Annotated in this window: 20 protein-coding genes; 11 read left to right on the forward strand and 9 right to left on the reverse strand. The window is 38.5% G+C overall.

Annotated features, from left to right (window positions below; all coding sequences use genetic code 11):
* Nucleotides 1-151: 151 nt before the first annotated feature.
* The 4 genes from J1N10_RS12795 to J1N10_RS12810 form a co-directional block, all read right to left on the reverse strand.
* Nucleotides 152-1519, reverse strand: a complete 1368-nt coding sequence (locus J1N10_RS12795) for a RagB/SusD family nutrient uptake outer membrane protein (protein ID WP_262327108.1) — start codon at nt 1517-1519, stop codon at nt 152-154.
* A 6-nt stretch (nt 1520-1525) separates the two neighbouring features.
* The gene (locus J1N10_RS12800; protein WP_262327109.1) at nt 1526-4585 is read right to left on the reverse strand and encodes a SusC/RagA family TonB-linked outer membrane protein; all 3060 of its coding nucleotides are present in this window, start codon (nt 4583-4585) and stop codon (nt 1526-1528) included.
* A gap of 802 nt (nt 4586-5387) precedes the next feature.
* On the reverse strand, nt 5388-6926 hold the full coding sequence (locus J1N10_RS12805; RefSeq protein ID WP_262327110.1) for a SusD/RagB family nutrient-binding outer membrane lipoprotein: 1539 nt from the start codon (nt 6924-6926) through the stop codon (nt 5388-5390).
* A gap of 12 nt (nt 6927-6938) precedes the next feature.
* Nucleotides 6939-10118, reverse strand: a complete 3180-nt coding sequence (locus tag J1N10_RS12810) for a SusC/RagA family TonB-linked outer membrane protein (RefSeq protein WP_262327111.1) — start codon at nt 10116-10118, stop codon at nt 6939-6941.
* A gap of 553 nt (nt 10119-10671) precedes the next feature.
* On the opposite strand from J1N10_RS12810, the gene J1N10_RS12815 reads away from it, so the two are divergent.
* Entirely contained in the window at nt 10672-10854 is a 183-nt protein-coding gene (locus tag J1N10_RS12815) for a (2Fe-2S)-binding protein (RefSeq protein ID WP_262327112.1), read from the forward strand.
* Nucleotides 10855-11335: 481 nt separating this feature from the next.
* Here J1N10_RS12815 and J1N10_RS12820 read toward each other — a convergent pair whose 3' ends face one another.
* Nucleotides 11336-11953: a DUF6266 family protein gene (locus J1N10_RS12820; protein ID WP_262327113.1), complete on the reverse strand. Its 618-nt coding sequence runs from the start codon at nt 11951-11953 to the stop codon at nt 11336-11338.
* Nucleotides 11954-12554: 601 nt separating this feature from the next.
* On the opposite strand from J1N10_RS12820, the gene J1N10_RS12825 reads away from it, so the two are divergent.
* The 10 genes from J1N10_RS12825 to J1N10_RS12870 all read left to right on the forward strand — a co-directional run bounded on the left by J1N10_RS12825 (nt 12555) and on the right by J1N10_RS12870 (nt 20090).
* Nucleotides 12555-14129 (forward strand): tetrathionate reductase family octaheme c-type cytochrome, encoded by a 1575-nt coding sequence (locus J1N10_RS12825; RefSeq protein WP_262327114.1) that lies wholly within the window; start codon nt 12555-12557, stop codon nt 14127-14129.
* A 6-nt stretch (nt 14130-14135) separates the two neighbouring features.
* Nucleotides 14136-14798 carry a cytochrome b/b6 domain-containing protein gene (locus tag J1N10_RS12830; RefSeq protein ID WP_262327115.1) on the forward strand — a complete coding sequence of 221 codons (663 nt, stop codon included), beginning with the start codon at nt 14136-14138 and terminating at the stop codon, nt 14796-14798.
* Nucleotides 14795-15328: a YeeE/YedE family protein gene (locus J1N10_RS12835; RefSeq protein ID WP_262327116.1), complete on the forward strand. Its 534-nt coding sequence runs from the start codon at nt 14795-14797 to the stop codon at nt 15326-15328. Before J1N10_RS12830 ends, J1N10_RS12835 begins: the two co-directional genes overlap by 4 nt.
* A 1-nt stretch (nt 15329) precedes the next feature.
* A complete protein-coding gene (locus J1N10_RS12840) occupies nt 15330-16526 on the forward strand; it encodes a rhodanese-like domain-containing protein (protein WP_262327117.1) in 1197 nt (398 codons plus the stop codon).
* A gap of 200 nt (nt 16527-16726) precedes the next feature.
* Nucleotides 16727-17101, forward strand: coding sequence for a DUF1987 domain-containing protein (locus J1N10_RS12845; protein ID WP_262327118.1), 375 nt, complete (start codon nt 16727-16729; stop codon nt 17099-17101).
* A 77-nt stretch (nt 17102-17178) separates the two neighbouring features.
* Complete coding sequence (locus J1N10_RS12850) at nt 17179-17463, forward strand: ArsR/SmtB family transcription factor (protein WP_262327119.1); 285 nt, start codon at nt 17179-17181, stop codon at nt 17461-17463.
* 59 nt (nt 17464-17522) lie between these two features.
* Nucleotides 17523-17750 (forward strand): thioredoxin family protein, encoded by a 228-nt coding sequence (locus tag J1N10_RS12855; protein WP_262327120.1) that lies wholly within the window; start codon nt 17523-17525, stop codon nt 17748-17750.
* Between the two features lie 78 nt (nt 17751-17828).
* Nucleotides 17829-18287, forward strand: a complete 459-nt coding sequence (locus tag J1N10_RS12860) for a thioredoxin family protein (RefSeq protein ID WP_262327121.1) — start codon at nt 17829-17831, stop codon at nt 18285-18287.
* 1 nt (nt 18288) lies between these two features.
* Nucleotides 18289-18987, forward strand: coding sequence for an aromatic aminobenezylarsenical efflux permease ArsG family transporter (locus J1N10_RS12865; protein ID WP_262327122.1), 699 nt, complete (start codon nt 18289-18291; stop codon nt 18985-18987).
* Nucleotides 18988-19046: 59 nt separating this feature from the next.
* Complete coding sequence (locus tag J1N10_RS12870; RefSeq protein ID WP_262327123.1) at nt 19047-20090, forward strand: permease; 1044 nt, start codon at nt 19047-19049, stop codon at nt 20088-20090.
* 243 nt (nt 20091-20333) lie between these two features.
* Here the strand turns inward: J1N10_RS12870 and J1N10_RS12875 are convergent, their stop codons facing one another.
* The 4 genes from J1N10_RS12875 to J1N10_RS12890 all read right to left on the reverse strand — a co-directional run bounded on the left by J1N10_RS12875 (nt 20334) and on the right by J1N10_RS12890 (nt 25336).
* The gene (locus tag J1N10_RS12875) at nt 20334-21599 is read right to left on the reverse strand and encodes a glycosyl hydrolase family 8 (RefSeq protein WP_262327124.1); all 1266 of its coding nucleotides are present in this window, start codon (nt 21597-21599) and stop codon (nt 20334-20336) included.
* An 82-nt stretch (nt 21600-21681) separates the two neighbouring features.
* Nucleotides 21682-23469, reverse strand: coding sequence for a glycoside hydrolase family 9 protein (locus J1N10_RS12880; protein ID WP_262327125.1), 1788 nt, complete (start codon nt 23467-23469; stop codon nt 21682-21684).
* A gap of 118 nt (nt 23470-23587) precedes the next feature.
* Complete coding sequence (locus J1N10_RS12885) at nt 23588-24460, reverse strand: ROK family protein (protein ID WP_262327126.1); 873 nt, start codon at nt 24458-24460, stop codon at nt 23588-23590.
* A 15-nt stretch (nt 24461-24475) separates the two neighbouring features.
* Nucleotides 24476-25336 (reverse strand): ROK family protein, encoded by an 861-nt coding sequence (locus J1N10_RS12890; RefSeq protein ID WP_262327127.1) that lies wholly within the window; start codon nt 25334-25336, stop codon nt 24476-24478.
* Nucleotides 25337-25358: the final 22 nt, after the last annotated feature.

Genomic DNA, 25358 nt, shown 5'->3' on the forward strand with positions numbered 1-25358 from the left:
AGAAGGGGATGCCCTTTAACATCCCCTTCCTCACACAACTAAACCTTTAATCTACGTTCCATCACAGCTTAAAAGTTTATTTTTGTCCTATTTATTATTTTTAACCTAAAGTCAACGTTTTGTCTTAGTTTAAAAACTTTGTGTGCAACATTTAATAGCCTTCGTTCTGAACCATATTCGAGTTAGCATCCATTTCAGCTTGAGGAATAGACCACGCCATAATTGGGTCGCCATATGGTATTGTCGCCGTAAAGTTCTGTTGGATAGATATCTTTTCAATATCCTTACCCATACGCACTAAATCTTCATAACGATGCCCTTCAAAAATAAACTCACGCTGACGCTCTAATAAAATATCGTCCATAGTTACAGATGTATATGAAGGAATACCACGTTCCGCAATAATCATATTTAAAGTAGTGGCAGCATCACCACCTGTTGCGACCAAGGCTTCTGCTTTGTTCATTAGCACTTCTTCATAGCGCATCACAATTACATTATCATACCCTTGGTTATCAGGAAACTTACCAATATTACGTAACATAACACCTTCCATTCCCAATATACCAGCACGTACATCAGCAGCATCATAGATATCTGCTACAATATCAAGCACCTGAACATCACCATAACTACCACCACCAGTAGTTCGATATATATAGGCTAATCCATTAATACCTTGATTATCTGTTGAATTGAAAGCTAATTCAAAAATACAGTTAGCAGATAGATCAGATCCCCAATGAGAAACATATTGATCAGAAGGAATTACTGAGTAGTTATCCGAATTGATAACTGCATCTGCTGCTGCAATGGCATCAGTCCACATTTCAAAATACACATATACACTTGATAATAGCGCTTTAGCTGCATATTTAGTTAAAAATTCACGAGATGGATCCTGACTCTCATCCATCATTGAGAATGCCATGTTTAAATCATCAATTATGAAATTTTTACATTCCTCAACTGTATTACGAGCTGGAAATAAATCATCGCCTTTAAACTCCATTACATACGGAACACCTAAAGTACCACCAACATGTTGCTGTCCATATTGCTTTAATAAGTCAAAATGAACTAAAGCCCTCATAGCGTAGGCCTGACCTTGCATGTGTTTGATCCATTCAGCATCTCCAGTCATCGCCTCAGGATCGACGCCAATCACAATATTAGCACTAGCAATAGCTGAATAAGCCTCATCCCAAAAGAAACCCGTATTGGCATCATACTTAAATCCTGCCTGAGTTGAAAAGCGACCGGAATTACCGTTAGAAAAACAGTTATCACTGCGAACTTCATTATTAATAATGTAGTCACGTCCATAATAACCTGAAGCTGTCATTTGATCATAAGCACCTTTCAGAACTCCATATAAATTCTGATCGGAAGTAATACCGCCTTCTACAGGCTTATTTTGTTCTGTAGATGGATCTAAATCTTCTGTAGAGCATGCGTTAACAAAAGTAACAAGCAACACCAGGATGACCATCTTTGATAATATATTTAATACTTTCATAGCCCTTTAAAATTTAACATTTACACCAAAAATAAACGACTTTACTGCTGGAGTTGTTAGAGAAGTTTCTCCATTACTATCAACTGTTTCAGGGTCATACTGCAAATTATCATCCTTCACCCAGGTGTAAAGATTTAATCCTTTAGCAAACACACGTAAGCCACCTAATTTAATTTTATCTGTAATAGATTTTGGGAAATCATAACCTACAGTTACATCTCTTAGGCGAAAATAATCACCATCGTATAAGAACTTTGAGTGACGCTGCCATGGACGGCCAGTATATTCAAATTTACCAAATCGTGTTTCATCACCAGGTTGCTGCCATCTGTCAAGTAGTACATCAATACCTTGATAATAGGCAACTGAAAATACATCTGTACCATTGGTATAGCGATGCCATCCTTCGTAGATTTTATGACCTCCAGCATATACTCCATTGATATCAGCAAAGAAACCTTTGAAATCTACGTGAAGATTCATCCCTGCAACAAATTCAGGAATAGCGCTTCCACCTTGCCATACCTGTTCTGCATCATTAAAGTTTGTTGTCGTTTCATCACTTTCATTTGGATTAACATACCACATTTCGTCACCTGTCTCCGAATTAACACCAGCCCAGGTTGGCATGTACCAGCCAAATACCGGGTGCCCTGTTTCAACTCGCTGAGTAGTTGAAGTAATATTAACTTCCTCTCCATTAAGATCTTTTGCTAATTCCAATACTTCATTCTTAGCGGTTCCGAAGTTTCCTCCAATTGATAGATTAAAATCGCTTGAACGGATAATATCAACATCTAATTCAAATTCAATACCTTTATTCTCCATTCGGCCAATATTTCGTGTTTGCTCCACAAAACCTGTGGTTAACGAAAGAGGCACATCTAACAACATATCTTTTGTTTCTCTTCTATAATAGCCAATTGCACCGGAGATACGATTATTTAAGAACCCAAAATCTAATCCAATATCGAGCGTATGCGATGTTTCCCAAGATAACTCGTCGTTACCAAAAGTTCCAGGGTAAGATGCACCTTCTCCAGCATAATCACCATCATAATTCAATAATGATTGGTATTGGTTTAATGAAATATTTGCATTACCTGTTACACCATAAGAAGCTCTTAATTTGAAATTACTTATAAAATCCATACCCGTCATAAAGCTCTCTTGATGCATATTCCATGCTGCACCAATACCATAGAAGTTACCCCAGCGGTGATCCGGATGGAATCGAGAACTACCTTCACGGGTATAAGTTACATCCAACACATATCGGCCTTGATAAGAATAGTGAATCATACCAATATAAGCGGATCTTAACCAATCTGTAAAATAGGAGTTAGCCAATGTTGGATTACCAGCTGAATTAAGGTTGGTTAACCCAAAATCAGAGAAGTTATCAGCATCTGCTTCCAGATAATAGAATTTATTCTTCTGATACTCAACAAGTGCTTTTAGATCAAGATTATGCCCTCCATCTAAGTCAAAAGAATAATCCGCACTATTCTGAAATACATAGTTCACACGATTCGTATGAGCTTGCCAACCATATCCTTTAGTTTCACCATCGCCGTCGCCTCTTAAAGGATTCCTATAACGCTTATAGTTATAAACCTGATAATCAATACTCATTCGGGAAGTTAATCGTAAGCCTTTAATCGGGGTTTCCCACGAAAGTGCATTGTTTGATATAATCTTGGTCAATTTCGAATCATCAATATCTTCCTGAGCAATCCACAATGGGTTTGGCAATGCAGTAGAAGCATAATTTATACTTCCATCATCATTATATGCCTGATCAATAGAAGGCATAAAGAATTTAGATGTTCGAGGAGATGAGAAGTAGGCACTGGTTTCCAATAATCCATCCTGATATGAATGGGCAGCGCTATTGTTAGTACTAAATGTTAACTTATCGGTTAAGTTCGCCGTCAAATTAACATTACCCGAGAAACGCTCAAAATCAGAACCAATTACAGTAGCTTCCTGATTAAAATAACCAACAGATGTATAATAATTCATCTTATCTGTACCTCCAGAGGCTGATAAGTTATATTCCTGCATTGGTGCATTTTTATTAGTAATTAGATCGCCCCAATCTGTTTCAGGACGCCCCGCTGCGTTCCATGTAACATAGTCCGTACCGAAGGTACTTGGGTTATCCTCATAAAACTGCTTTGCTTCAGCTTCTCCTGATAACCCCCAGGTGTTTTTAATTGCTTCATAAAATAACATTTCGCGCTCTGCACCTGTCAAAACACCAGGTCCATCCATCGCATCGTTTGAAACACCATAAGTAGCACTAAAATTGATATCTGCTTTTCCAGACTTACCCGTTTTAGTTGTAATTACAATTACACCATTGGCGCCACGTGCACCATAAGCAGCCGTCGCAGCTGCATCTTTCAATACAGTAATACTCTCAATATCGTTGCTATTTAAACTAACCAGGTCAGATAAAGAAGAACCTGAAGTTGTAGCAGAAGCGTTACCGGTATTTAATGGCACACCATTCACAACGTATAAAGGATCGTTACCTGCCGTAATTGAACTACGTCCACGAATTCTAACATTCTGTACAGAACCCGGAGTACCAGAAGATGAAGCGATAGATACCCCAGCCACTTTACCCTGAAGGGCCTGCTGTACATCAGCCACTGGCATATTAGCAAGGTCTTCCCCACTGACTTTTACAGCAGAACCTGTTACCTCACTCTTACGGGCTGTGGTATATCCCATAACCACAACTTCATCTACACCGATAGCTTCTGACTCCAAAACCACATTAATAGTCGTTCTGCCTTCAATTAAGACATCTTGTGTTTTCATACCAACAAAAGAATACAACAGGTTTGTTGCATCATTGGGTACACTTAAAGTATAGATACCATCAATATTTGTAACGGTACCAATAGTTGTTCCTCTAACAACGACAGATACACCCGGCATGGGTTCCCCTGACTCACTATCGGTTACAGTACCGGTAATGGATGTTGTTTGAGCAAACATTGCGTTCAGTCCCACGAATAGTATCAGGGACGCGATTAATGCTAATCTGCGCATAAAACAAAAGGTTTAAGTTAATAATAGAGACTTCCCTAACGCTTATGCATTAGGGCATAATAAATCAAATACGAAGTATACATCACTCAAAGACAAAGAGTTAATTTATCTTGGTTAGTACACTAACGTTAGCTATGCTTCAAAAAACTTGTAGATTTATATTCCTACCTGAATTTTTGCTTACTTGTTTTAATGGTTAATAATGGCGATTAAGGCGATTTCTCAGTTAAAAATACACAAATAACATTTTGTAACAAATTTTAATATATAAAAATTAATAAAAAATCTCAAACATCCCTTCTATACACCTCTGTATCTTACACTTAATGGACGCAAATAAAATCATCCACACAAAGAACAGACAACACAAAATAAAGACATTAGATTACACACTAATAACCTTCGCCCCTTTTTTATACCCCCTAATGCATTGTTTTACTACTCTTTTAAGCCACACACCCCTTCTTTGATATATCTAGAATGAAATTATTTGTATTTTTAACAGTTAGCACTAATTCACATACGTTATTTTAACTTTCTTTTACATCATTTAAATAAAAATGCGAATATTGAGCAAGTATGTTTTTTTTAAAAAAAAAGCACCACCAGACATTACAAATAATAAGACTACCTGTTAAAGAAAAAGCCTCTTATACAACAATTTTTAGTCATTGTTGCATAAGAGGCCTTACCTAGCTTTTATAAAATCAGAAGGGGATGCCCTTTGACATCCCCTTCCTCACACAACTAAACCTTTAATCTACGTTCCATCACAGCTTAAAAGTTAGTATTTCATAATTTATTATGGTTGCCACCACATTTTAGTATCCATTTCGTCACCTCCCATTGCGGCTACTGCAGCATCCTTATTTTCTTTATTAATGTTGTCTTCATTTAATAAATACTTAACACGACTTGGACCTTCAGGCAAATCTACAATAGTATTATAGAAATAAGTAAGCGTTTGCTCCTCTCCATCAGCCATAAATGTATAGTCATATGTATCGCCTGACTTTATCAATGTCTGAGGATATCCTGTCCTTCGTAATTCAGACCAGGCCTCATATGCATTCATGTATAAAGCGATATACTTCTGTGTCATAACAGTTTCTTCTGTAGCAGCAGGTAAAGTAGCAATAAAAGCGTCAATATCAGCTTGAGGAACACCCCACTTTTGCATAGAAGCTTCAACACCATATTCATACCAGGTTTGATCCCAACCATTCAACTCTGATTGTATAAAACATATTTCAGAATACTCCATGTAAAGTTCTTTATATGTTGAGCTTAAAACTTCAGCACCTGGTTTAGACTCCCATTTGAAGGTACGAACAGAAGCGTTACTTTCGGCAACTGGCACTCCAAGATATTCACCATCGCCATTTGGATCAACATAAATAGGTAAACGAGGATCCTCTAATCCAGCAAAAGGATTTGAGTAAACATGAATGTCATTTCCTTTTAATAATTGTACAAATGAATAAGAAGGAGCAAAGTCACGACGTGCACTTACAACAAAAGCACGATACATTGGGGCTCCATTAAGTGCTGAGTTTTCAAATTTAACACCTGCATTGTCATCATTTGAAGTATATACACCTTCAGCTAAAGCATCTGCAATATGCTGATTAGCCAATGTTGCATCTTTATCCTTAATACGGTTGGCAATTCTTAATCGTAGTGAATTGGCGAACTTCTTCCACATAGAAGCATCTCCATCATAGAATAAATCCGCACCAATCATATTCTTACCTTCAATAATCATGGCTTGTGCTTCGTCCAGTTCTTTTAAAAGATCTTTATAAATCTTCTCCTGACTGGCATACTTAGGCGTAATAGAACCACCGTCCTTGAGCTGGAGAGCTTCAAAATCCGGATCGTCATTACCATATGAATAATAAGGAATATCTCCCCAGATATCGGTAGCTAATTGAAATACATAAGCCAACATAATTCTTGCTGCTGCAATCTGGTTTTCATTAGGTGCTATGACATTTGCATCCCCTTTAGTTGCATCATCAGTATTAATAGCAATAATATCTTTTAAATCCTGAGCATTTTTATAGATATCATTCCAACCTGCCTTATTTACTGTCTCGCGATACTGATAACGGTCTTCTTCGGTATAGTTAACCTGGTTCCAGTACTGCACCCATAACAAAGACATACGCCCTGACATCCATTCATCACGGGTGTCATTCATAAATTGCTTCTGAACCCTAGTCATCAGTCCTCCACTAGTAGGCACTATAGGTTCATTAGGGTTATCTAAATAGTCTACTTCACATGAAAATAGAAGTATTCCAATAACCAATAGTGATATATTTTTTAATACTTTCATAGTTATTCAAAATTAGAATGTTACCTGTAGATTCATACCATAAGAGCGTGATGTAGGAATAATACCACCTTCCATACCTTGGATATTACCACTACCACCAACAGTTGCTTCCGGATCAATTCCTTTATTATCTAATCCCCATGTAGCAAGATTGCGTCCATATACTCCAATTCTCATCTTTTTAATGACAGGTGTAATACTTGGAAGCGTATAACCGATTGTAATCTCTCTTAATTTAATGTAAGAAGCATCAAAGAAACTTGTTGCACTTGGAGTACCATAGCCATGATAGTGATATTCACCATAATCTACGGCACTAATATTAATATCATTTTCTCTGTAAGTACCATCTCCATTATCAATAACACCGTTTAATACGATACCGTCTTCACGAATAGTGTTACCTCCACTGGTAGGAGTAGCAGTTTGCTTCATCATACCTGAGTACATACCCCACATATTGGTAAGTGAATAATATTTTCCACCTTTTTGGATGTCAATCAAAGCAGAGAAGTCAATATCTTTCCAACGTAATGAGTTTCTGATACCCATATTATAATCGGGTAATGCAGAACCGATTGGTTTCAGTCCTCCATTGGCATAAAAACCTGAACCTTCATCAATTACCTTGTTACCTTTATCATCATACACATAGTCATATCCCCATAACATCTGGAAAGGATCACCAACAGAAGCATTTAAGTAAGCACCACCAAACGGAGCACTACCAATCTGAAGCTTATCAAATCCTTCTGGTAAACTTACAACCTCATTCTTGTTCTTGGCATAGTTAACTGAAATATCCCATGTCCAGTCAGCTGTTCTGATAGGAGTACCTCCAACTAATAATTCAATACCTTTGTTTTCAATTTCTCCGGCATTTACAACCATCGAAGTAAAACCTGTTGAACCACTTAATTCAATAGGTACAATCTGGTCAGTCGTATTACGTTTATAATAACTTACATCTAATCTTACACGATTGTTTAAGGCCGATGCCTCTAAACCGAATTCAACTTCTTTTGTTTTTTCAGATTTAAGTTTAGCATTATTCAAACGCGTATTATTCGTAAATTGGCGATAACCACCAAACGAATCACCTACATTAAATGATTGATACACACGGTATGGGTCTGTACCATTACCGGTTTCAGCATAGTTCATACGAACTTTGGCCATATCTAACCAGGTAAAATCAACCATTTCTGATAAAATAAAACTCAACGATGCTGCTGGATAGAAGTATGTATTATCATCCGTTGGAAGTGATGTATCATGATCTTGCCTTGCTGTCAGGTCTAAATAAACAGTGTTTTTCCAACCTAAACTTGCAAATGCAAACCAGCTATTAACAATCTTCTTACGCGAGTAGTTTTCTGTTAATGGAGTATTATTTGAGTTATTCACATTCCATAAACCAGCAACAGCCAAACCTCCATCGGTACCAGAATATATACGACTATAATCTTCCGTACGTTTATTGGCACCTAACGAAGCAACAATATTAAAGTCATTAACAGTTTTCTTATAATTAATTTTTCCTTCGTAGTTAACTTCAGTAAACTGACGTTGAGTTACATCATAAAAAGAAAGTGACTGTGAACCAGGAGCAACTCGTTCTCTTTGATTAAAAGTATAAGTATCTAAATAAACATTACCCTGTACATTTAAGTCATCAGTCAGGTTAAACTTCAAACCTGTTGTTCCATATACTCTCTGACGATCATCATCTTGATAGTTTTCATAGACTGTCCAATATGGGTTATCAGAATAAATCGGATTTGGATTATCAATACTTATACGGTTCCAAACACGCTGTGTTCCATCAGGATTCTTATAATCCTTTAATTTTTCAAAATCAAGCTGACGCTGTCCCCACTGATAAAACTTCTGCGAGAAAGAACGATCATCGTAACCAGAAACTGGTCGTCCTTTGGTATAGGTATTAACGTATGTCATTGTCGCGTTAGCTTCAACGATACCATCAAAAAGCTTCGTATTACCATTCAAATTAAATGTGTTCTTGTTTTGGCTTGCATTAGGAACAGTACCCGACGTATTAACATTAGTGTATCCAATTCTTAAAGCAGAGGTCTCATTACTAGTTGTAATCGAGATCGAATTTTGATACTGAACTCCTGTTTCGAAGAAATCTTCTACATCATTTTTTGGAGCTACCCAGGCACCTGTTTGTGGTGTAGATGTGATACCTTGCTCATAATCAGCAATACCCCACCAGTGTAACACTTGTTGACCTTCATATTTTGGTCCCCAGCTTTCATCTACATCATAAGCTGGCACTAAGTATTCAACACCATCAATCACTTCAGTTCCAAAGTCTCCATAACCACCACCATAGCTAGTTTGTAACTCAGGTAGTATATAAACTTTTTCAAATGTTACACCTGTGTTTACATCAACACTAAAAGATTTTTTACCAGCCTTACCCGACTTAGTAGTAATCATGATTACACCATTCTGACCTCGACTACCATATAATGCAGAAGCTGCACTACCTTTTAATACGTTAACACTTTCAATATCATTTGGATTGATATCATTGATCATAGAACCGTAGTCAACACCACCTCCACCTGTTTGAGTAGAAGTTGAGTTAAAGTTCTGGTTGTCCATAGGAACACCATCAATAACATATAATGGCTGGTTGTTACCTGTTAACGAACTGGCACCACGAATCAAAACATTCTTAGAACCGGCAAAGTTAGAACCAGAAATCTGTACACCTGCTACTTTACCTGATAATGCCGACATGGCATCAGCACTATTGGCAGATGTTAATTCATCTGATTTAACATTTTGAGAAGCATAACCCAGTGATTTCTTTTCACGGGAAACACCTAAAGCTGTAACTACAACTTCATCAACACCAATTGCTTCAGATTCCATAACTACGTTAATTGTAGTTCGACCTTCAATTAAGATGTCTTGTGTTTTCATTCCCACAAACGAATACAACAAGTTTGTTGCATCATCGGGTACACTTAAAGAATAGTTACCGTCAACATTTGTAACGGTACCAATAGTTGTTCCTCTTACAACCACAGATACACCCGGCATGGGCTCACCTGTCTCACTATCGGTAATTGCACCGGTAATGGTTGTTGTTTGAGCAAACATTGCGTTGAGTCCCACGAATAATATCAGGGACGCGATTAATGCTAATCTGCGCATAAAACAAAAGGTTTAAGTTAATAATAGTGATAAATTTCAACGCCTTAAGCGTTAATTTTGAACATAGATATCCCATCAAGCATTACATATCACTCCATACTGGCGAATACACAGCATCATACATAATCCCTAAGGGTTAGAATTAAAATCTTAAATAGGAATTCTTTTAAAGAAAAAACGGTTTCTAGTGTACATGATTAAAGGTTTAAAAAGTTAATAATGGCGATAAAGGTTAAACTTCTTTTAATTGTGTTGTTTTCTTTTAACAAACGTCAAATGGCGATTTTGACGCTGTAAAAGTATATAAATTATAATTTGAAACAAATTCAGTTTATACAAAAACAATCTGTAACTATTCTTCTTATTTTCGAAAAGAACATTTACATCCTATAAATCAAAGAACTAGTCAAATTTAGTTTTTTCGAATTAAAAAGCAAAATATATGAGAACATTTGTTAATTATTATTAATTCTACATATATAAACATTGCTCTACATTTTCATCTAGTCACAATAGGTTAAATATTTAATCGTAATTTCGCATAAAAAATAAAATGGCTCGACCAATTTGCATCTGTAATAATGTTAGAGAGAATGAAATTTTGGATACACTCAGTAAAACTGACTTTCCAAGCCTTGAGTTGATTCAAAAAGAGACCGGAGCTGCAACCAACTGTGGCAGGTGCATTAATGCGATTGAAGCGATTATACAGAAGGCTTCTGTTGGTAAACGCTAACAATAAGTAAAAAATAAATCCGGCTCTATCTCCTAAAGGTTATAATCAGTAGAAACTCAAAATAATTCAAGCTTTTGTATTAACCCGAGATCGACGTAAATCTTTTTTGATTATCCGTAATTATGCTTAAAAGGAGGATAAAGTATTTTGCAAACAGAAACTCAACACAGAGACACTGAGTCGAATAGTTTTATAATAAGACATAAAAACAACTCTGTGTCTCTGTGTTTATCTTTTATGCTTAAATGCGAACAATCATAAAACAAGCTGCAACTTTAGTACGATGCTTATATCAAATTCACATTAAATTAATAACCTGAGAATTGAAAATCAGCGAAGCTAAAACCTGCGTAATCTGTGCACGACCATTAACTTGCGCAGCAAGCTCTCTAAATTATTTAGTTTAAAGACAAACTCCCAGATGATTGCCCTGGATAAATAGCTTAGGTCGATATTTCGTAAATACATTTACTTAAGGCACTTACACAAGACCAAGATATAGGCTATTACTTATGTCCTGTTCATCATTACTTCTGAAGGCCAGCCATATGTGCCATTGTTGACCATGCCTGTCCATATCCCAGGTAAAGGTTTCTTTAGCGCGTGACACACCTGTAAAACGATACTGTGCCGTAGTCAGGTCCTTATCTAAAGCGATCACGACCAGGCTGTCGTTAAATTGCCCCTTTTGCTTCGACCAACTGAACAATAAGCTATCTCCCTTATGCTGAACAGCTCCCCTTTCCGGTAATTCAACCGAACCTGCACTTAAATAAACTTTATCCCAATCAATCTCCTGCTCCGGATAAGTGTCTCCTTTAATCGCATGGCGCAAATTATATGATTTAGCCACATGATACGGCGCATTACCTTCAGTAACTGGAGCAAACGTTAGTTTAATCAACTCTTTACACGGCTTTAACAAATCCTGAACAAGCCCCATACGCTGGCGCTGAGCCTGTTGCTTTACACTCGGTTTTCTGCGCCTGGCAATATCCGGGCGTGAACGAACAAAGTTTTTTCCATACATGGTATAAAATATACTATTACCTGCTTTCCCTTTTACCTGACCATTGATCCCATCGATTACCTGTGCCATAATACTTTATTTTTTAGGGTTAGACTTAAGCTCCAAGGTACCCTACTCGCTTCTTACTCGGGCCATACTCGGAGATTATTCAATAACAAATTATAGTATCCTCATATTAAAGTCAATATTTTATCAATTAAAATTGAACAAACATTGAAGAAACTTTGTAAGAACTTTGACTTTACTATGAGTTAAACCCGAGTAAGGCATGAGGCAGGTACGAGTATATCCCTTGGATGCATGTTATTAATTGAGCAATCATTTTTTACCTTTTCTTATTTTCAATGGTTAAACATTCCATTCATAATATGTGAGCAAGAAATTCAGATAGACAAAATAGATAAGTTATACCGGTTCCGTTCCTAAGTTGTGAAAATACATTTAACCTACTCAAAGCGATTGCCATTTAACTTAGTCCACTAAAACTCAAAGTCAGGATTCTATTTCTAATAAGACTCATTCTAAATTATCTAAATATCTACATATTTAACCCGTTATATATAAATATCTACATATTTTTGCTTGTCGATTATTAGATGCATCTAATAATTGATTTCACAGTTATTATTAGTGAACTTGCATTTACAATGACAACTAACATTTAAAACAGATGAATAAAACGATAACCTATTCAGTATTAATTACGGTAATTGTTTTATTGCTGGTGAATTTTTTCCACCACGATAAACCCCTTAATTTATCGCAATATGAGCTGAAGCAAAAGTTTGCAAGCAAACCGATGCCATCGGTTGATCACACACAGTTCGAAATCTTAAAGCAAGATTTTAAAACACCTCAGGATGTAACCGAAGCGTGTTTGACCTGCCACAACCAACGACATGAAGAGATTATGCATTCCAGTCACTGGAACTGGGAACGCGTAGCCTACGTTGAAGGCAAAGGTATTTCTAAGTTGGGAAAGAAAAATGTGCTTAACAATTTTTGTATTGGAGCCAGCACCAACGAACAGGCTTGCGCCAAATGTCACATTGGCTTCGGCATGACGCACAATACTTTCGATTTCAACAATGCACGAAATGTGGACTGCATGGTATGTCACGACAAAAGTGAGGAATACATTAAAGGTGCTTCTATGGCGGGTTATCCCGACAGAAGTGTTAACCTGATGAAAGTGGCTCAAAGCGTAGGCCGACCTGATAAAATTAACTGTGGTGCTTGTCACTTTTACAGTGGCGGAGGCAACAATGTGAAACATGGTGATTTGGAAGAAGCATTGTTATCATGTGATAGAAATGTAGATGTACACATGGCTTCTAATGGTATTAATATGGATTGTGTCGACTGTCACTCGGCCGACAAGCACCAGATAAAGGGTAAATTATATTCAGTATCATCAACCGATGTGGATCGTTTACGTTGCGAAGATTGTCACACTACGAAGCCTCACCTGGATGATGTTTTGAACCGTCACTTCTCTAAAGTATCGTGTCAAACATGCCATATCCCTATTTACGCCAAAGATAACTCTACTAAAATGGCCTGGCGCTGGTCTGAAGCAGGTCGATTAGATGAAAATGGCAACCCTTATCACGAGGAAGACTCATTAGGCAACCACACGTATTTATCGATTAAAGGTGAATTTGAATGGGCCAATAATGTGGAGCCAGAATACAAGTGGTTCAATGGTAATGCGCAACATTATGCCTTGGGCGACACGGTAACATCTGTGCCTGTTCAGATCAATAAATTATTAGGTGCTGCTGATGACATTCATTCAAAGATATATCCGGTTAAAGTACACAGAGGTGATCAGATCTACGACCCAAATACGAAATTGTTAATTCAACCTAAAGTATATGCTGAAAGTAAAGGTGACAGTGCCTATTGGCAGGATTTCGACTGGAAACTGGCTGCCGAAGCAGGTATGAATGGTGTTGGACTGCCGTTTAGTGGTGAGTTTGAGTTTATCGAGACAGAAATGTACTGGCCGATCAACCATATGGTATCACCTTCCGACAAAGCGCTTTCATGCGAAGAGTGCCATGTGAGAGAAAATGGTCGCTTAGCTGCACTGAATGACTTTTATCTTCCGGGCCGTGACAAAAACGACTGGATTGATTTATTAGGCAGTCTATTATTATGGAGCTCACTGACTGGTGTATTCATCCATGGTTTAGCCCGTTTGATTAATGGCTACAAACGCAATGAATTGGAATCAAAATAAGACAAGATGAAGCAAGTATATATTTATAAGAAATTTGAGCGTTTCTGGCACTGGAGTCAGGCCGCATTGATATTGTTTTTAGCACTAACTGGTTTTGAAATCCATGGTTCATTCTCATTATTAGGGTTTGAAAAAGCTGTGCTATTCCACCGGATTGCCTCATACTTATTGTTAGCACTCATCGCCTTTTCAATATTCTGGCATTTCACCACTGGTGAGTGGAAGCAGTATATTCCGACGATTTCGAAGTTAAAAGAGCAGATTCAGTATTATACTGTGGGTATTTTTAAGAATGCCCCTCACCCAACCATTAAATCGGCGCGAAAAAAACTGAACCCTTTACAAGCAATGACATACCTGGGCTTTAAACTTTTGATGGCACCGGTTATGATTTTAACAGGCTTGCTGTATTTGTATTACAAAACATTTGATGTTAATGATATTATCGTTGTCAGTGACATTCCCTTAGAATGGATTGCCTGGGCACATACATTAGGAGCCTGGCTATTAATGGCCTTTATTATTGTACATGTTTATATGACGACCACAGGCCATACGGTAACAACCAATATTAAAGCAATGATTACCGGCTGGGAATTACTGGAAGAAGATGAGCAGAAAGACAGCGAGACGAATGAAGTAGATGAAATTAAAAAAGAAATATCATGAAAGAAGCTCCTAAAAAATACATGAATCCCTATTTAGCCGGGTTCTTTCTTGGGTTTGTACTTTTAACAACCATTTATGTTACCGGACGCGGCTTAGGCGCCAGTGGTGCCATTAAAAGTTTAGTCGTACAAACCGTTGAAACGGTAGCTCCTCAACATGCTGCCGCAACCGACTATTACATTACTCAAAAACAAAATAACCCTGATGGCCCGTTAAAATCATGGTTAGTATTTGAAGTACTAGGTGTGATTATCGGAGCATTTTTATCAGCAGTGGTTTCCAACAGGGTGACGGTAAAAATAGAAAAAGGACCAGGCGTTAAAAACGGCATTCGCATAGCTGCTGCCATTTTCGGTGGTGCTTTATTTGGCTTTGGTAGTCAGTTAGCCCGTGGATGTACCAGCGGAGCTGCATTAAGTGGAATGGCCGTTATGTCGTTCGGAGGCATCATAACCATGATGTCCATCTTTGGAATGGCTTATGCCATGGCGTGGTTTTTTAGAAAATTATGGATTAATAAAGTAAACTAGGATGGGACCATTAGTACCAGATATTATCAGTAACGAGTTCAATTTCATCATTGCTATTATTGTTGGAATGGGCTTTGGCTTTGCACTTGAGCAAGCCGGATTTGGATCAACCCGTAAATTGGTAGGCCTGTTTTATGGCTACGACTTTACGGTGCTAAAAGTATTTTTCACAGCTGGTGTAACTGCCATGGTAGGTATCACAGCATTAAATCACTTCGAATTATTAGATGTCGATATCATATTTATCAACCCCACCTTTTTGTGGGCGGCAATAATTGGCGGCCTTATTATGGGCGGTGGATTTATCATCGGTGGTTTTTGCCCTGGAACCAGTGTGGTAGCTGCAGCCAGTGGAAAGATCGATGGCTGGGCCTTCGTTTTTGGAGCCGGTCTGGGCATCTTTGCCTTTGTTGAGGGATATCCGTTAATAAAGGATTTAATGGTGGCCGAAAACCTGGGAGACCTATTAGTATTTGAAATGATGGGCATCTCTCGTGAGGCATTTGCACTCATTATGGTATTTGTGGCAACAGGAGCCTTTATAGGCGTTACCATGATTGAAAATAAAGTTAATAATCGAGCTACTCAATGGTTAAAATCAGACATTACCAAATATAGTATTGGAATTGGATTAGCCGTATTGGTCATTTTAATCACGGTGGTTACGCCTACACGTGGTGAGTTGATGAATAAACGCATTGATGAGAAAATTGCGTCAGGCGAATGCCGACCACAGATGATGGACGATGATAAATTGGCTTATGAGCTGATGCACAACTACTATCACTTTAATGTTGTTGATGTGCGCTCACCGGAAGAATTTAAGAAATTCCATATTCCAACCGCCATTAACATTCCATTGGAAGAATTACATAAAGCGGAAAACATCAGTCGGATTGTGCAAAACATCAAAACCAATGTTTTTTACGGCGCATCGTATGAGCAATCACAACGTGCTTGTCTGGTATCAAAATACCATGGCAAGGCCGATAACTTTGCATTAAACAGCACGGCGGATGAGTTCAATACCAACTTCTTTTTATTATCTGGTGATGCACCTGATAATAAACTGGATAACGAAACCTTCGTTTTCAGAAAAGAAGCTGCTCAAAAGCTAAAGGAAATTGGAGAGGCCGTTGCTAACCTTGATAAACCTGTTGTTAAAAAGGCTAAGCGTGTACAAGGTGGATGTTCTTAATTACTGGCACAAATCGATTTGAACCTTATAATCCCCTGACATATCGTTGGGGGATTTTTTATACTCTCCAAGGTTAATTAATCATATCTAAAGAAGCATATAATCAGATTTAAGTTCCTTTAAACTCAGTACAATATTTTGCTAAAACAATTAATATGATTAGATTAGACTTTCTAATCACCCACATCAATTAAGCTGAAATGCAACCCTTAGTTAAAGAAGCGACCAATAAAACACCTTATTTGAATTTTAATGCCAACGAAGGTTACATTCAAATTAGAGGAAGATCCATTCCTGAAAATGCACACTTGCTTTACGACCCAATCATGGAATGGTTAGACAAATATGCTTCAAACCCATCACCCGAGACTAAAGTAGAAATCAAACTGGATTACTTTAACACTATTTCATCTATCTTTCTGCTCAATGTTTTTAAGAAGATTAATGAGCTTTATATCCATAACAACAAAGCCAGTATAGCATGGTATTGCGATAAGGGTGATGAGGATATGATTGAAGCCGGTGAAGACTACCAATCCGTCGTGGAAATACCAATCAACATCATTGAAGTATAAAAGATGTTAACAATAAATTGGCTTGTAAAAATTAATCCTATATTTGTTCGCAATATTACGAACAACCATTTATATCCATGATTAACGACCAACAAAAAAGACTTGCCAGGTATGCAAAAGCACTTGGTCATCCCGTACGAATTTTTGTATTGCAAACACTATCATTGCAATCGTGTTGTTACAGTGGCGACCTCACAGAAATTTTGCCTATTGCGAAATCAACACTATCGCAGCATTTAAAAGAATTAAAAGATGCAGGTCTGATTCAAGGAGAAATAGAAGCTCCTCGCATTAAATATTGCATTAATAAAGAAAACTGGAAAGAAGCTCAGCTTTTATTGAAAGCGTTTTTTGATATATAAAAAATTTAAACATTTTGTTCGTGTTTTCACGAACGACGAACAACAAAAGATTATTTACTATGGACATTAAAGTACTAGGCACAGGATGCGCCAAATGCAAAACTTTAGAAGAAGTAACGCGCAAAGCGGTTGAAGAAAAAGGTATTGATGCAACCATTGAAAAGGTAGAAGATATCATGCAAATCATGACGTTTGGTGTAATGACTACGCCAGCCCTGGTTATTGACGGTAAAGTTGCTGTTAAAGGACGTGTTCCTTCAGTGGATGAGATTAAGAAATTACTGTAAAAATAGAACGAGATGAGCTGTGAGTTATGAGAAGTAAGATCAACTTGATAACCAAACAACTCAGAAATTAACCATGTTATGAACAAATTATTCAATATACTATTTGTTGTAGCCATCATCGTATTAAGTGCAGGCTGCCATTCAGACAAGCAAAAAACGGCAACGAAAACAGCATGCAGCTCATGTGAATCAACAAGCTGTTGCAGTTCAACTACTAATAGCAATGCCACTATCGACACCAGTAAGGTAAGCGTGGTTTATTTTCACGCCACCCGTCGCTGTGCTACCTGTGAAGCTGTTGAAAAAGTAACGAAAGAAACCTTAGCCAGACATTTTAAAGATGCTGTTCCTTTCCATTCGATTAATCGCGAAGAAGAAAAAGAATTGGCTAAACAATATGAAGTAGAGTGGCAAACGCTCTTAATCATCAAAGGCGGCCAGGTTAAAAACCTGACCAATGAAGCTTTTTTAAACGCCCGCACAAAACCGGAGAAGCTGGAGGCATTAATTAAGACCACGATAGAATCAATGTCATAACATGGAAGTACTACAGAATTTATTGGAAAACTCTCAACTTCCAATTCTATCGGCATTTTTACTGGGGTTGATGACTGCTGTCAGCCCCTGTCCGTTAGCTACAAATATCACTGCTATTGGTTTTATCAGCAAGGATATTGAAAGCAAAAAGCGTGTTTTTATCAATGGGATTGTTTATACCATAGGACGAGCCATCTCCTATACGGGTTTAGGACTTATCTTCTTTTTCGGATTGAGCCAATTTCAACTATCGGGTTTTTTCCAGGAATGGGGAGAGAAATTACTAGGTCCTTTATTGATTGTTATCGGCTTGTTTATGCTGGGGGTTATTAAGTTAGCCATTCCAGGGCTGGACTTTCTGAACGACAAGCTGGAAAAGAAAGCCGGTAATGGTTACTGGGGCGCTCTTTTACTGGGTGTTGTGTTTGCCCTGGCTTTTTGCCCCTACAGTGGTGTGCTTTACTTTGGCATGCTAATACCCATGACAGTAGCTAGTGCCAGCGGCCTTTATTTGCCGATTGTTTTTGCGATAGCCACCGGCATACCTGTTATCATCTTTGCCTGGCTGATTGCCTACAGCGTTGGCTCAATCGGCAACTTTTACAATAAGATGAAAAACTTTGAAATCTGGTTCCGACGTGTGATTGCAACTTTGTTTATCGGTATCGGCATCTACTTTGTGGTGACTCTGCTACTATAGAAATAGCAGTTCCCACATTTTTTTGATTTATTAATTCGTCTTTTTACGAACAAAGCATAATGGAACAAAAAAAGAAACTCAAATTAATTGCTTCAATTATAGTCGTATTGCCGGCTTTAGTAGCTCTATATACTTACCTGCAACCGCTAATCGACTATTTCACCTACCAACTTTTGCCCTTAAAACCCGAAACGCATCTTGGAGAAGCCATTAACTTCTTCTTTTACGACACCATAAAAATAATGATACTGTTATTCCTTATCAGTTCGCTAATGGGAGTTGTTAATGCCTATTTTCCAGTTGAGAGACTTCGTGTGTATTTAACCACCAAAAAGATGTACGGATTGCAATATTTCTTTGCGTCCTTCTTCGGAGCCGTTACACCTTTTTGCTCATGCTCTTCAATACCTCTATTCATAGGTTTTGTACAAGGTGGCATTCCGCTGGGAGTCACCTTTGCCTACCTGATTACATCGCCTCTGGTTAATGAAGTGGCGGTAGCCATGTTCTTAGGTTTATTTGGCTGGAAAGCCACACTCATTTATGCCGGAAGTGGTATTCTCTTGGGGATGATTGGTGGTTATATTCTGGGCAAATTTAAGCTCGACCGCTATTTAAGCGATTGGGTGAAACAAATTCAACAAAATGCACAGATAGAAGCGGACCAGTGGGAAGGTGAAAAAACACCTTTTATTGACCGTTTACCTGCTATAATTGCAGACGGTTGGGGTATTGTTCGTAAAGTATTGTTATACGTGATTATTGGCATTGCCATTGGAGCCGCCATGCACGGTTATGTGCCGGAAGACTTCTTCACCGAATATTTATCGGAAGACAAATGGTATGCGATTCCATTAGCTGTTATACTGGCCGTTCCGATGTATGCCAATGCGGCTGGCATCGTACCCGTTATCCAGGTATTTGTTGCCAAAGGAGTACCTCTTGGCACTGCCATTGCGTTTATGATGGCGGTTGTTGGCCTATCTCTGCCAGAAGCTACTTTACTGAAAAAGGTGATGCAATGGAAGCTGATTGGCATCTTCTTTGGCACAATCACCATCTTCATTATTTTATTAGGTTATTTATTTAATTGGATAATATAAAAACCAATGAATGGCTAAAAACGAAAATAGCACATCGAGCGAAATCGAGATGGAGAGTTAATAAAATTGAATATCTGTATATATTCACTTCGACTTCCCTTCGACTATCGCTCAGGGAGCATCTCAGTGAGCGAATTTTTCAGATGTGATTTAGAAACCCTTCAATAAAAAAAGGTGCCTGAGAGCTACCAGTTTCTCAGACACCTTTTACAATTGTGTTTGTGTATAATAATTTCGTTAGAACTATTCAGCCGGATTCCACCAGTTGCCCGATATCAACAACATATTCAGCAAAGTAATGGTATCTCCATAATATGATTCCTGTTTCGATTTAATGACATCCCATCCTTTATTCAGAAAATCCTGGTATTTATCGTCAACAACAGAAGCTGTTACCAATGGAGCTGTAAAAGCACCACTAGAGTAGGAATTTAATGGTCGACCATCTAAATAATAGCCTGCCTTAATGTTTGATGGTTCACCATTTGTTGATTCCACAATAAAATCAAGCAGTTTTACCATGGCATTTTTAGCATTACCTGTTCCAAAATGCGCGTAATCCGTTGTTATGCGCCAGGGATAACGACAAGCATTCCAGCTATACTCATCCGTTTCTTTATATTCATCGAGATAATATTCTGATGCCGGACGTGGTGTTTGATTGACTATAAAATCAGGCATCAAACCTGCCTGAGCACTATAGTTAGCAGTTAAGCTTTCTATCAAACGATAGACTTGATCAGCTGCGTCAAGCCAAAAACCATCTGACGTAGCCGCATGATAATTGCGAAAATGAGCTGTCATCCAGTCTGATGAACGAGTCGAGTAAGCATTACTATCCCAATCACCCAACATCGAACGCTTCGATGAAGTGGACATATCACTCTCTTTAACACCTTCTGTAATCATGGTTTTGGCTTTCTGAAGGTAATTGATGGCACCTGCAGAGCCCCATTGCTTATCGGCCAGCAATAAAGCGTAAGCCACATCCATATCTCCATCGCTTGCACTACCTGCATCGTATTGACCTTCTTCACTTTTATGGATGACCCACGACATACATTCCGGATTTCCTGTACTTCGATGCTTGTCAAACATATTCAGCATACCATCAAAGTACTTCTGGGCATCATCCACCTGTCCGGCCATTAATGCAAAAATTATCATGCCGTAGCCATGGGCTTCAGATGTTGTGATTTCATTACCATCGCCTCCGGTGCCCTGCATTTTCACATAATACCCACCACCAGGCGTAACACCATTCGATTCACGAACATAATTCCTCAACCAATCTTTGTAATACTCAACAACATTCTCATTCATCTGAGTTTGCGAAAGATGACTTGGCTTAATACAATTATCAAAATCAATAGCTTGAGGAAAAGCTTTCTGCGCCTCTAACGGTTCATGGACAAAAACCTTTTTTCCATCCGGTCGTTTCACCTCTTCTTTGCTTTCACAAGAAAGCATGGCCAGCAAAAGCAAGGCTCCAAAAAATAAGTATCGCATAATAAGGGTTTAAAAAGAGAACGCCCGTAACAGAAGAACTAAGACTTTCGGGGCGCTCTCATTCTCATACTAAAGGATTGAGCTATTTAGAAATCGTTGTGTAAGCAATAGCAGGAATCATCCAGCCACCGTGCTGTAACCATTGTTCGGACCAGCGCCAACGTTGAGCAGGATCATTATCGTATGGCATCGGGCGAAAAGCAATATCTGTTTCGTTATCGAAACCAGCAGTGATACCATTACAAATTCCCCCAAGGTAATTCATCGATTTTCCATCTTCTTTGTAATCCGGATTGTTACGTCCCGCCCCATGTAACATACATACATTGTAGGGATTAAGACCAAACACCCAGTTAATTTGATTCGCAGCATACTGGCGTGCTAAGTCTTTAGAACTATCCTCTAAAATATCTTGGGCTTTTAACATGGCGGTTGCCAAAGACGCCAAACGTGCATTTTCACCTTGCCACCAATAACCTGTCTCATTCTGATGGGGTAAAAAGAAAGCCGAACGCGGCGACTCTTCATTAGCAGCCTTCACATACTGTCGTGCATAACCAAATGGATTATTAACTTCATTTGTTATCGTCAATTCAAAGACCACCACTCTATTAACAAACGCTTTTACCATATCAATTCTCGCTTGTTCTGGTTCAATTGCCTGATAGTGCACCATTGCAATAACCGGTAAACCAGCTTCTGCACCATGAAAATAAGGCCGCTTCCCAGTTTCATCAGCTCTCAGCCAATCTTTAAAATTAGCATCGGCTGATAAGCGTTGGTTCAGCGATTCAGATCGATAGCGAGCATCACTAAGATAAGCCTCATCATTGGTCGCTTTATACAACTCAACAGCAGCTATTAAGGCACAATAATCATCAATAACATTTTCCTCTCCATCATCGCAATACTTCAAGTTATTGGCTTTTAAATGTGCATATCCTTTCTCTGCTGCCTGAAGATATTTCTTAGTTGAAAACTCACCACTGACATCTACTGATGCACAACGTGCCAATGCAGCAATGGCCAATCCTCCACCTTCACGAAAGGCTGCCTGGTAGCGGTCGTTTCGCTTTCCATCCTGCCCTTCATAAGCGCATATTTGTCTCTGCTCCGGGTCTTTTGTCCAACCTGCAAATATGGTCGTATAGAAATAGCCCTCTTCATCCTGAATGCGCACCAGGTAATCAGCTCCAAAGGCTGCTTCAATTTTTAACTCATCAACTATTTGTTTTTGCCTGGTCAAGTTTGCTGTACCAAGAATTTCAATGGACTCTAACATATTCCACACCATCATCGGCAATTGTTGCGGTGTCATATAGTTGGAAAAACTTAAATGACTTAAATACTTGCCCTTTTCACCGGAAGCATCGTACCAACCACCACTCACATCAACCACATCTTTTCTTTCGCCATAAAACGACAACGCCTTATCTTTTGTATCATAAGGGTCTTTGCAGCGCTGCAATTGAAAGGCCTTTGTCAATAATGGCAACACATCATTGGCAATAGGCTTATCGCTAATTTCGAATGGTTCAGAAGAAACTTTCACGCCATTAACTAACGCAACTAAGGTATAGGTACCCTTTTGTTGCAAATTTGTAAATATGAGCTGATAGGCTTTGCCGGTATGCCAGTTATCAACTTGACCGCCGGCATTGAACACTCCGGAGTACACATCGTCACCTTGCTCATTAACCAGGACGAATTTTGAAGGCTGAGCGTCTGATTTAGTCTGAAAAACAGCTGTTTTATAGCCTGTTGTTTGATATCCCAGATGATTGATTAGCACCTCTCCCTCAACTGACTTATTACTTGAACATGCCAGTAACAAAGCACTCAAAACTATTAAAATGATGGATTTAGACATAAGTAATATTTAAAGGTTTATCTCAAAATTCGTTCATAAAAGCGTATATGTTCCCTTACGAGCTTGATAAGAAACTCGCAATCTACATATTCAGTTATTTCAACTCAGTTAATTGTCTCTATTTTGAAATTGCATCATAATACAAGGCTGCTGCCCCCAATACGGCAATATCAGGCTGATCACTTACTTCAATTTTCAGCTTTTCAACAGTATTCTCATATTGAAACTTTCGCACTACCTTCCACATGAATTCTTCGAAATAGGGAAAGAACCTACTGACATTACCTCCAATGACAATACATTCAGGGTCATAAGCATATAAAACAGTTTTAATAGCTTGTCCAAAATCAAAACCAAACTGCTCTAGAATGGCCAATGCTATTTTATCTTGCTTTTTAGCTCTCCTGAAAAGCACATCCGGCTTTAAGCCGTACTTCGTTTCAAAATATTGTGTCGTACAATAATGTTCGTAATTATGGTCGCGATAAGGAATGCAACCAAATTCACCCGCTCCACAATTGGTTCCGGAGTATAAACGATTATCAGTTATAACACCACATCCTAAACCAACTCCAGCTACCATGCCAACCACATTGGCATACTTCTTAGCTTTTCCAAAATATTTCTCTCCTATAGCAAAACAGTTGGCGTCATTGTTGACATAAACACCAACCTTATAACGATCGGATAGTAAGTCGCCTAAATGCACTTCGTGCCACGACGGTATGTGCTCAACATTATAAACAATACCTTTTGAAACATCCACAAGACTAGGTACACCAAAACCAATACCTCCCACATCTTCATTAAAAACCTGATCGATAGCCTCCATTATTTCCTTCAAAATCACTTCTTCTGAATTATGGTTATCGATGTCAAGCGCTAATGAGGCTTCTACCACATTATTGCGTACACGACCAACGCGCAGGTTCTTACCCCCCAGGTAAACACCTACTGCACATCGGTTTTGAATGGTCATATCCTGTAACATATCTGCTTATAATCTTTATTCGTCTGTTTCGGCATCAACATATAGAGCTGCCGCACCTAAAATAGCAATTTCCTTCACGACTGATGGTACAATCACAAAATTTTCAAGTACAAACTGATAGGGAAATGTCGAAATCTCACTCCACATTGCCTCTTTATAATAGGCATAGGATTTAGAAACTGAACCGCCTAATACGATAGCATTAGGATCAACAGCCAATAAAATATTTTTGATGGCTTTTCCCAGATGTTTTCCATACTCTTTGAATATATCCAGCGCTTTAGCATCGCCTTCCGAAGCTCGTTGTGCCAGCTCTCCTCCACTCACATTGTAAACATTCTCGAAGAATTGTCCACTGCAATAATATTCATAATCATGCTCCAGGTAAGGCATCATGCCAAATTCACCAGCACCACAGTTCTGGTCAGGCATTAAATGTCCTTTTTTAATAATCCCTCCCCCTACACCGGTTCCGGTTATTAAACCAACAAAATCTGCATACTCACGCCCCGCACCATATACGCGTTCACCTACAGCAAAACAGTTCGCATCGTTATTAATATAAACAGGTAACTTAAACTCCTTTTCAAGGATGTCTTTCAATGGGATTTTTTTCCACGATGGAATATTCTGAACGTCATAAACAATGCCACTGCTCGCTTTCACCAAGCTTGGCACGCCAACACCTATTCCTTCCACCTCTGTTGTAATAACCTCTTTAATCGTCGTGATTAAAGCCTCAGTCACCTCCTCTGCAACATCTGTTTTAGGAACCAAACAAGAAGACACCTTCTTTATCTCATCACCAACAACAAGTCCGGCCCTCATGTTCGTTCCTCCCAGGTCAACACCAATAATTGTTCTTATTTGTTCCATTTTTCTCTTTTAATTAGTTGCC

The sequence above is a fragment of the Carboxylicivirga litoralis genome (assembly GCF_025499605.1).
Taxonomy (GTDB): Bacteria; Bacteroidota; Bacteroidia; order Bacteroidales; family Marinilabiliaceae; genus Carboxylicivirga; species Carboxylicivirga litoralis.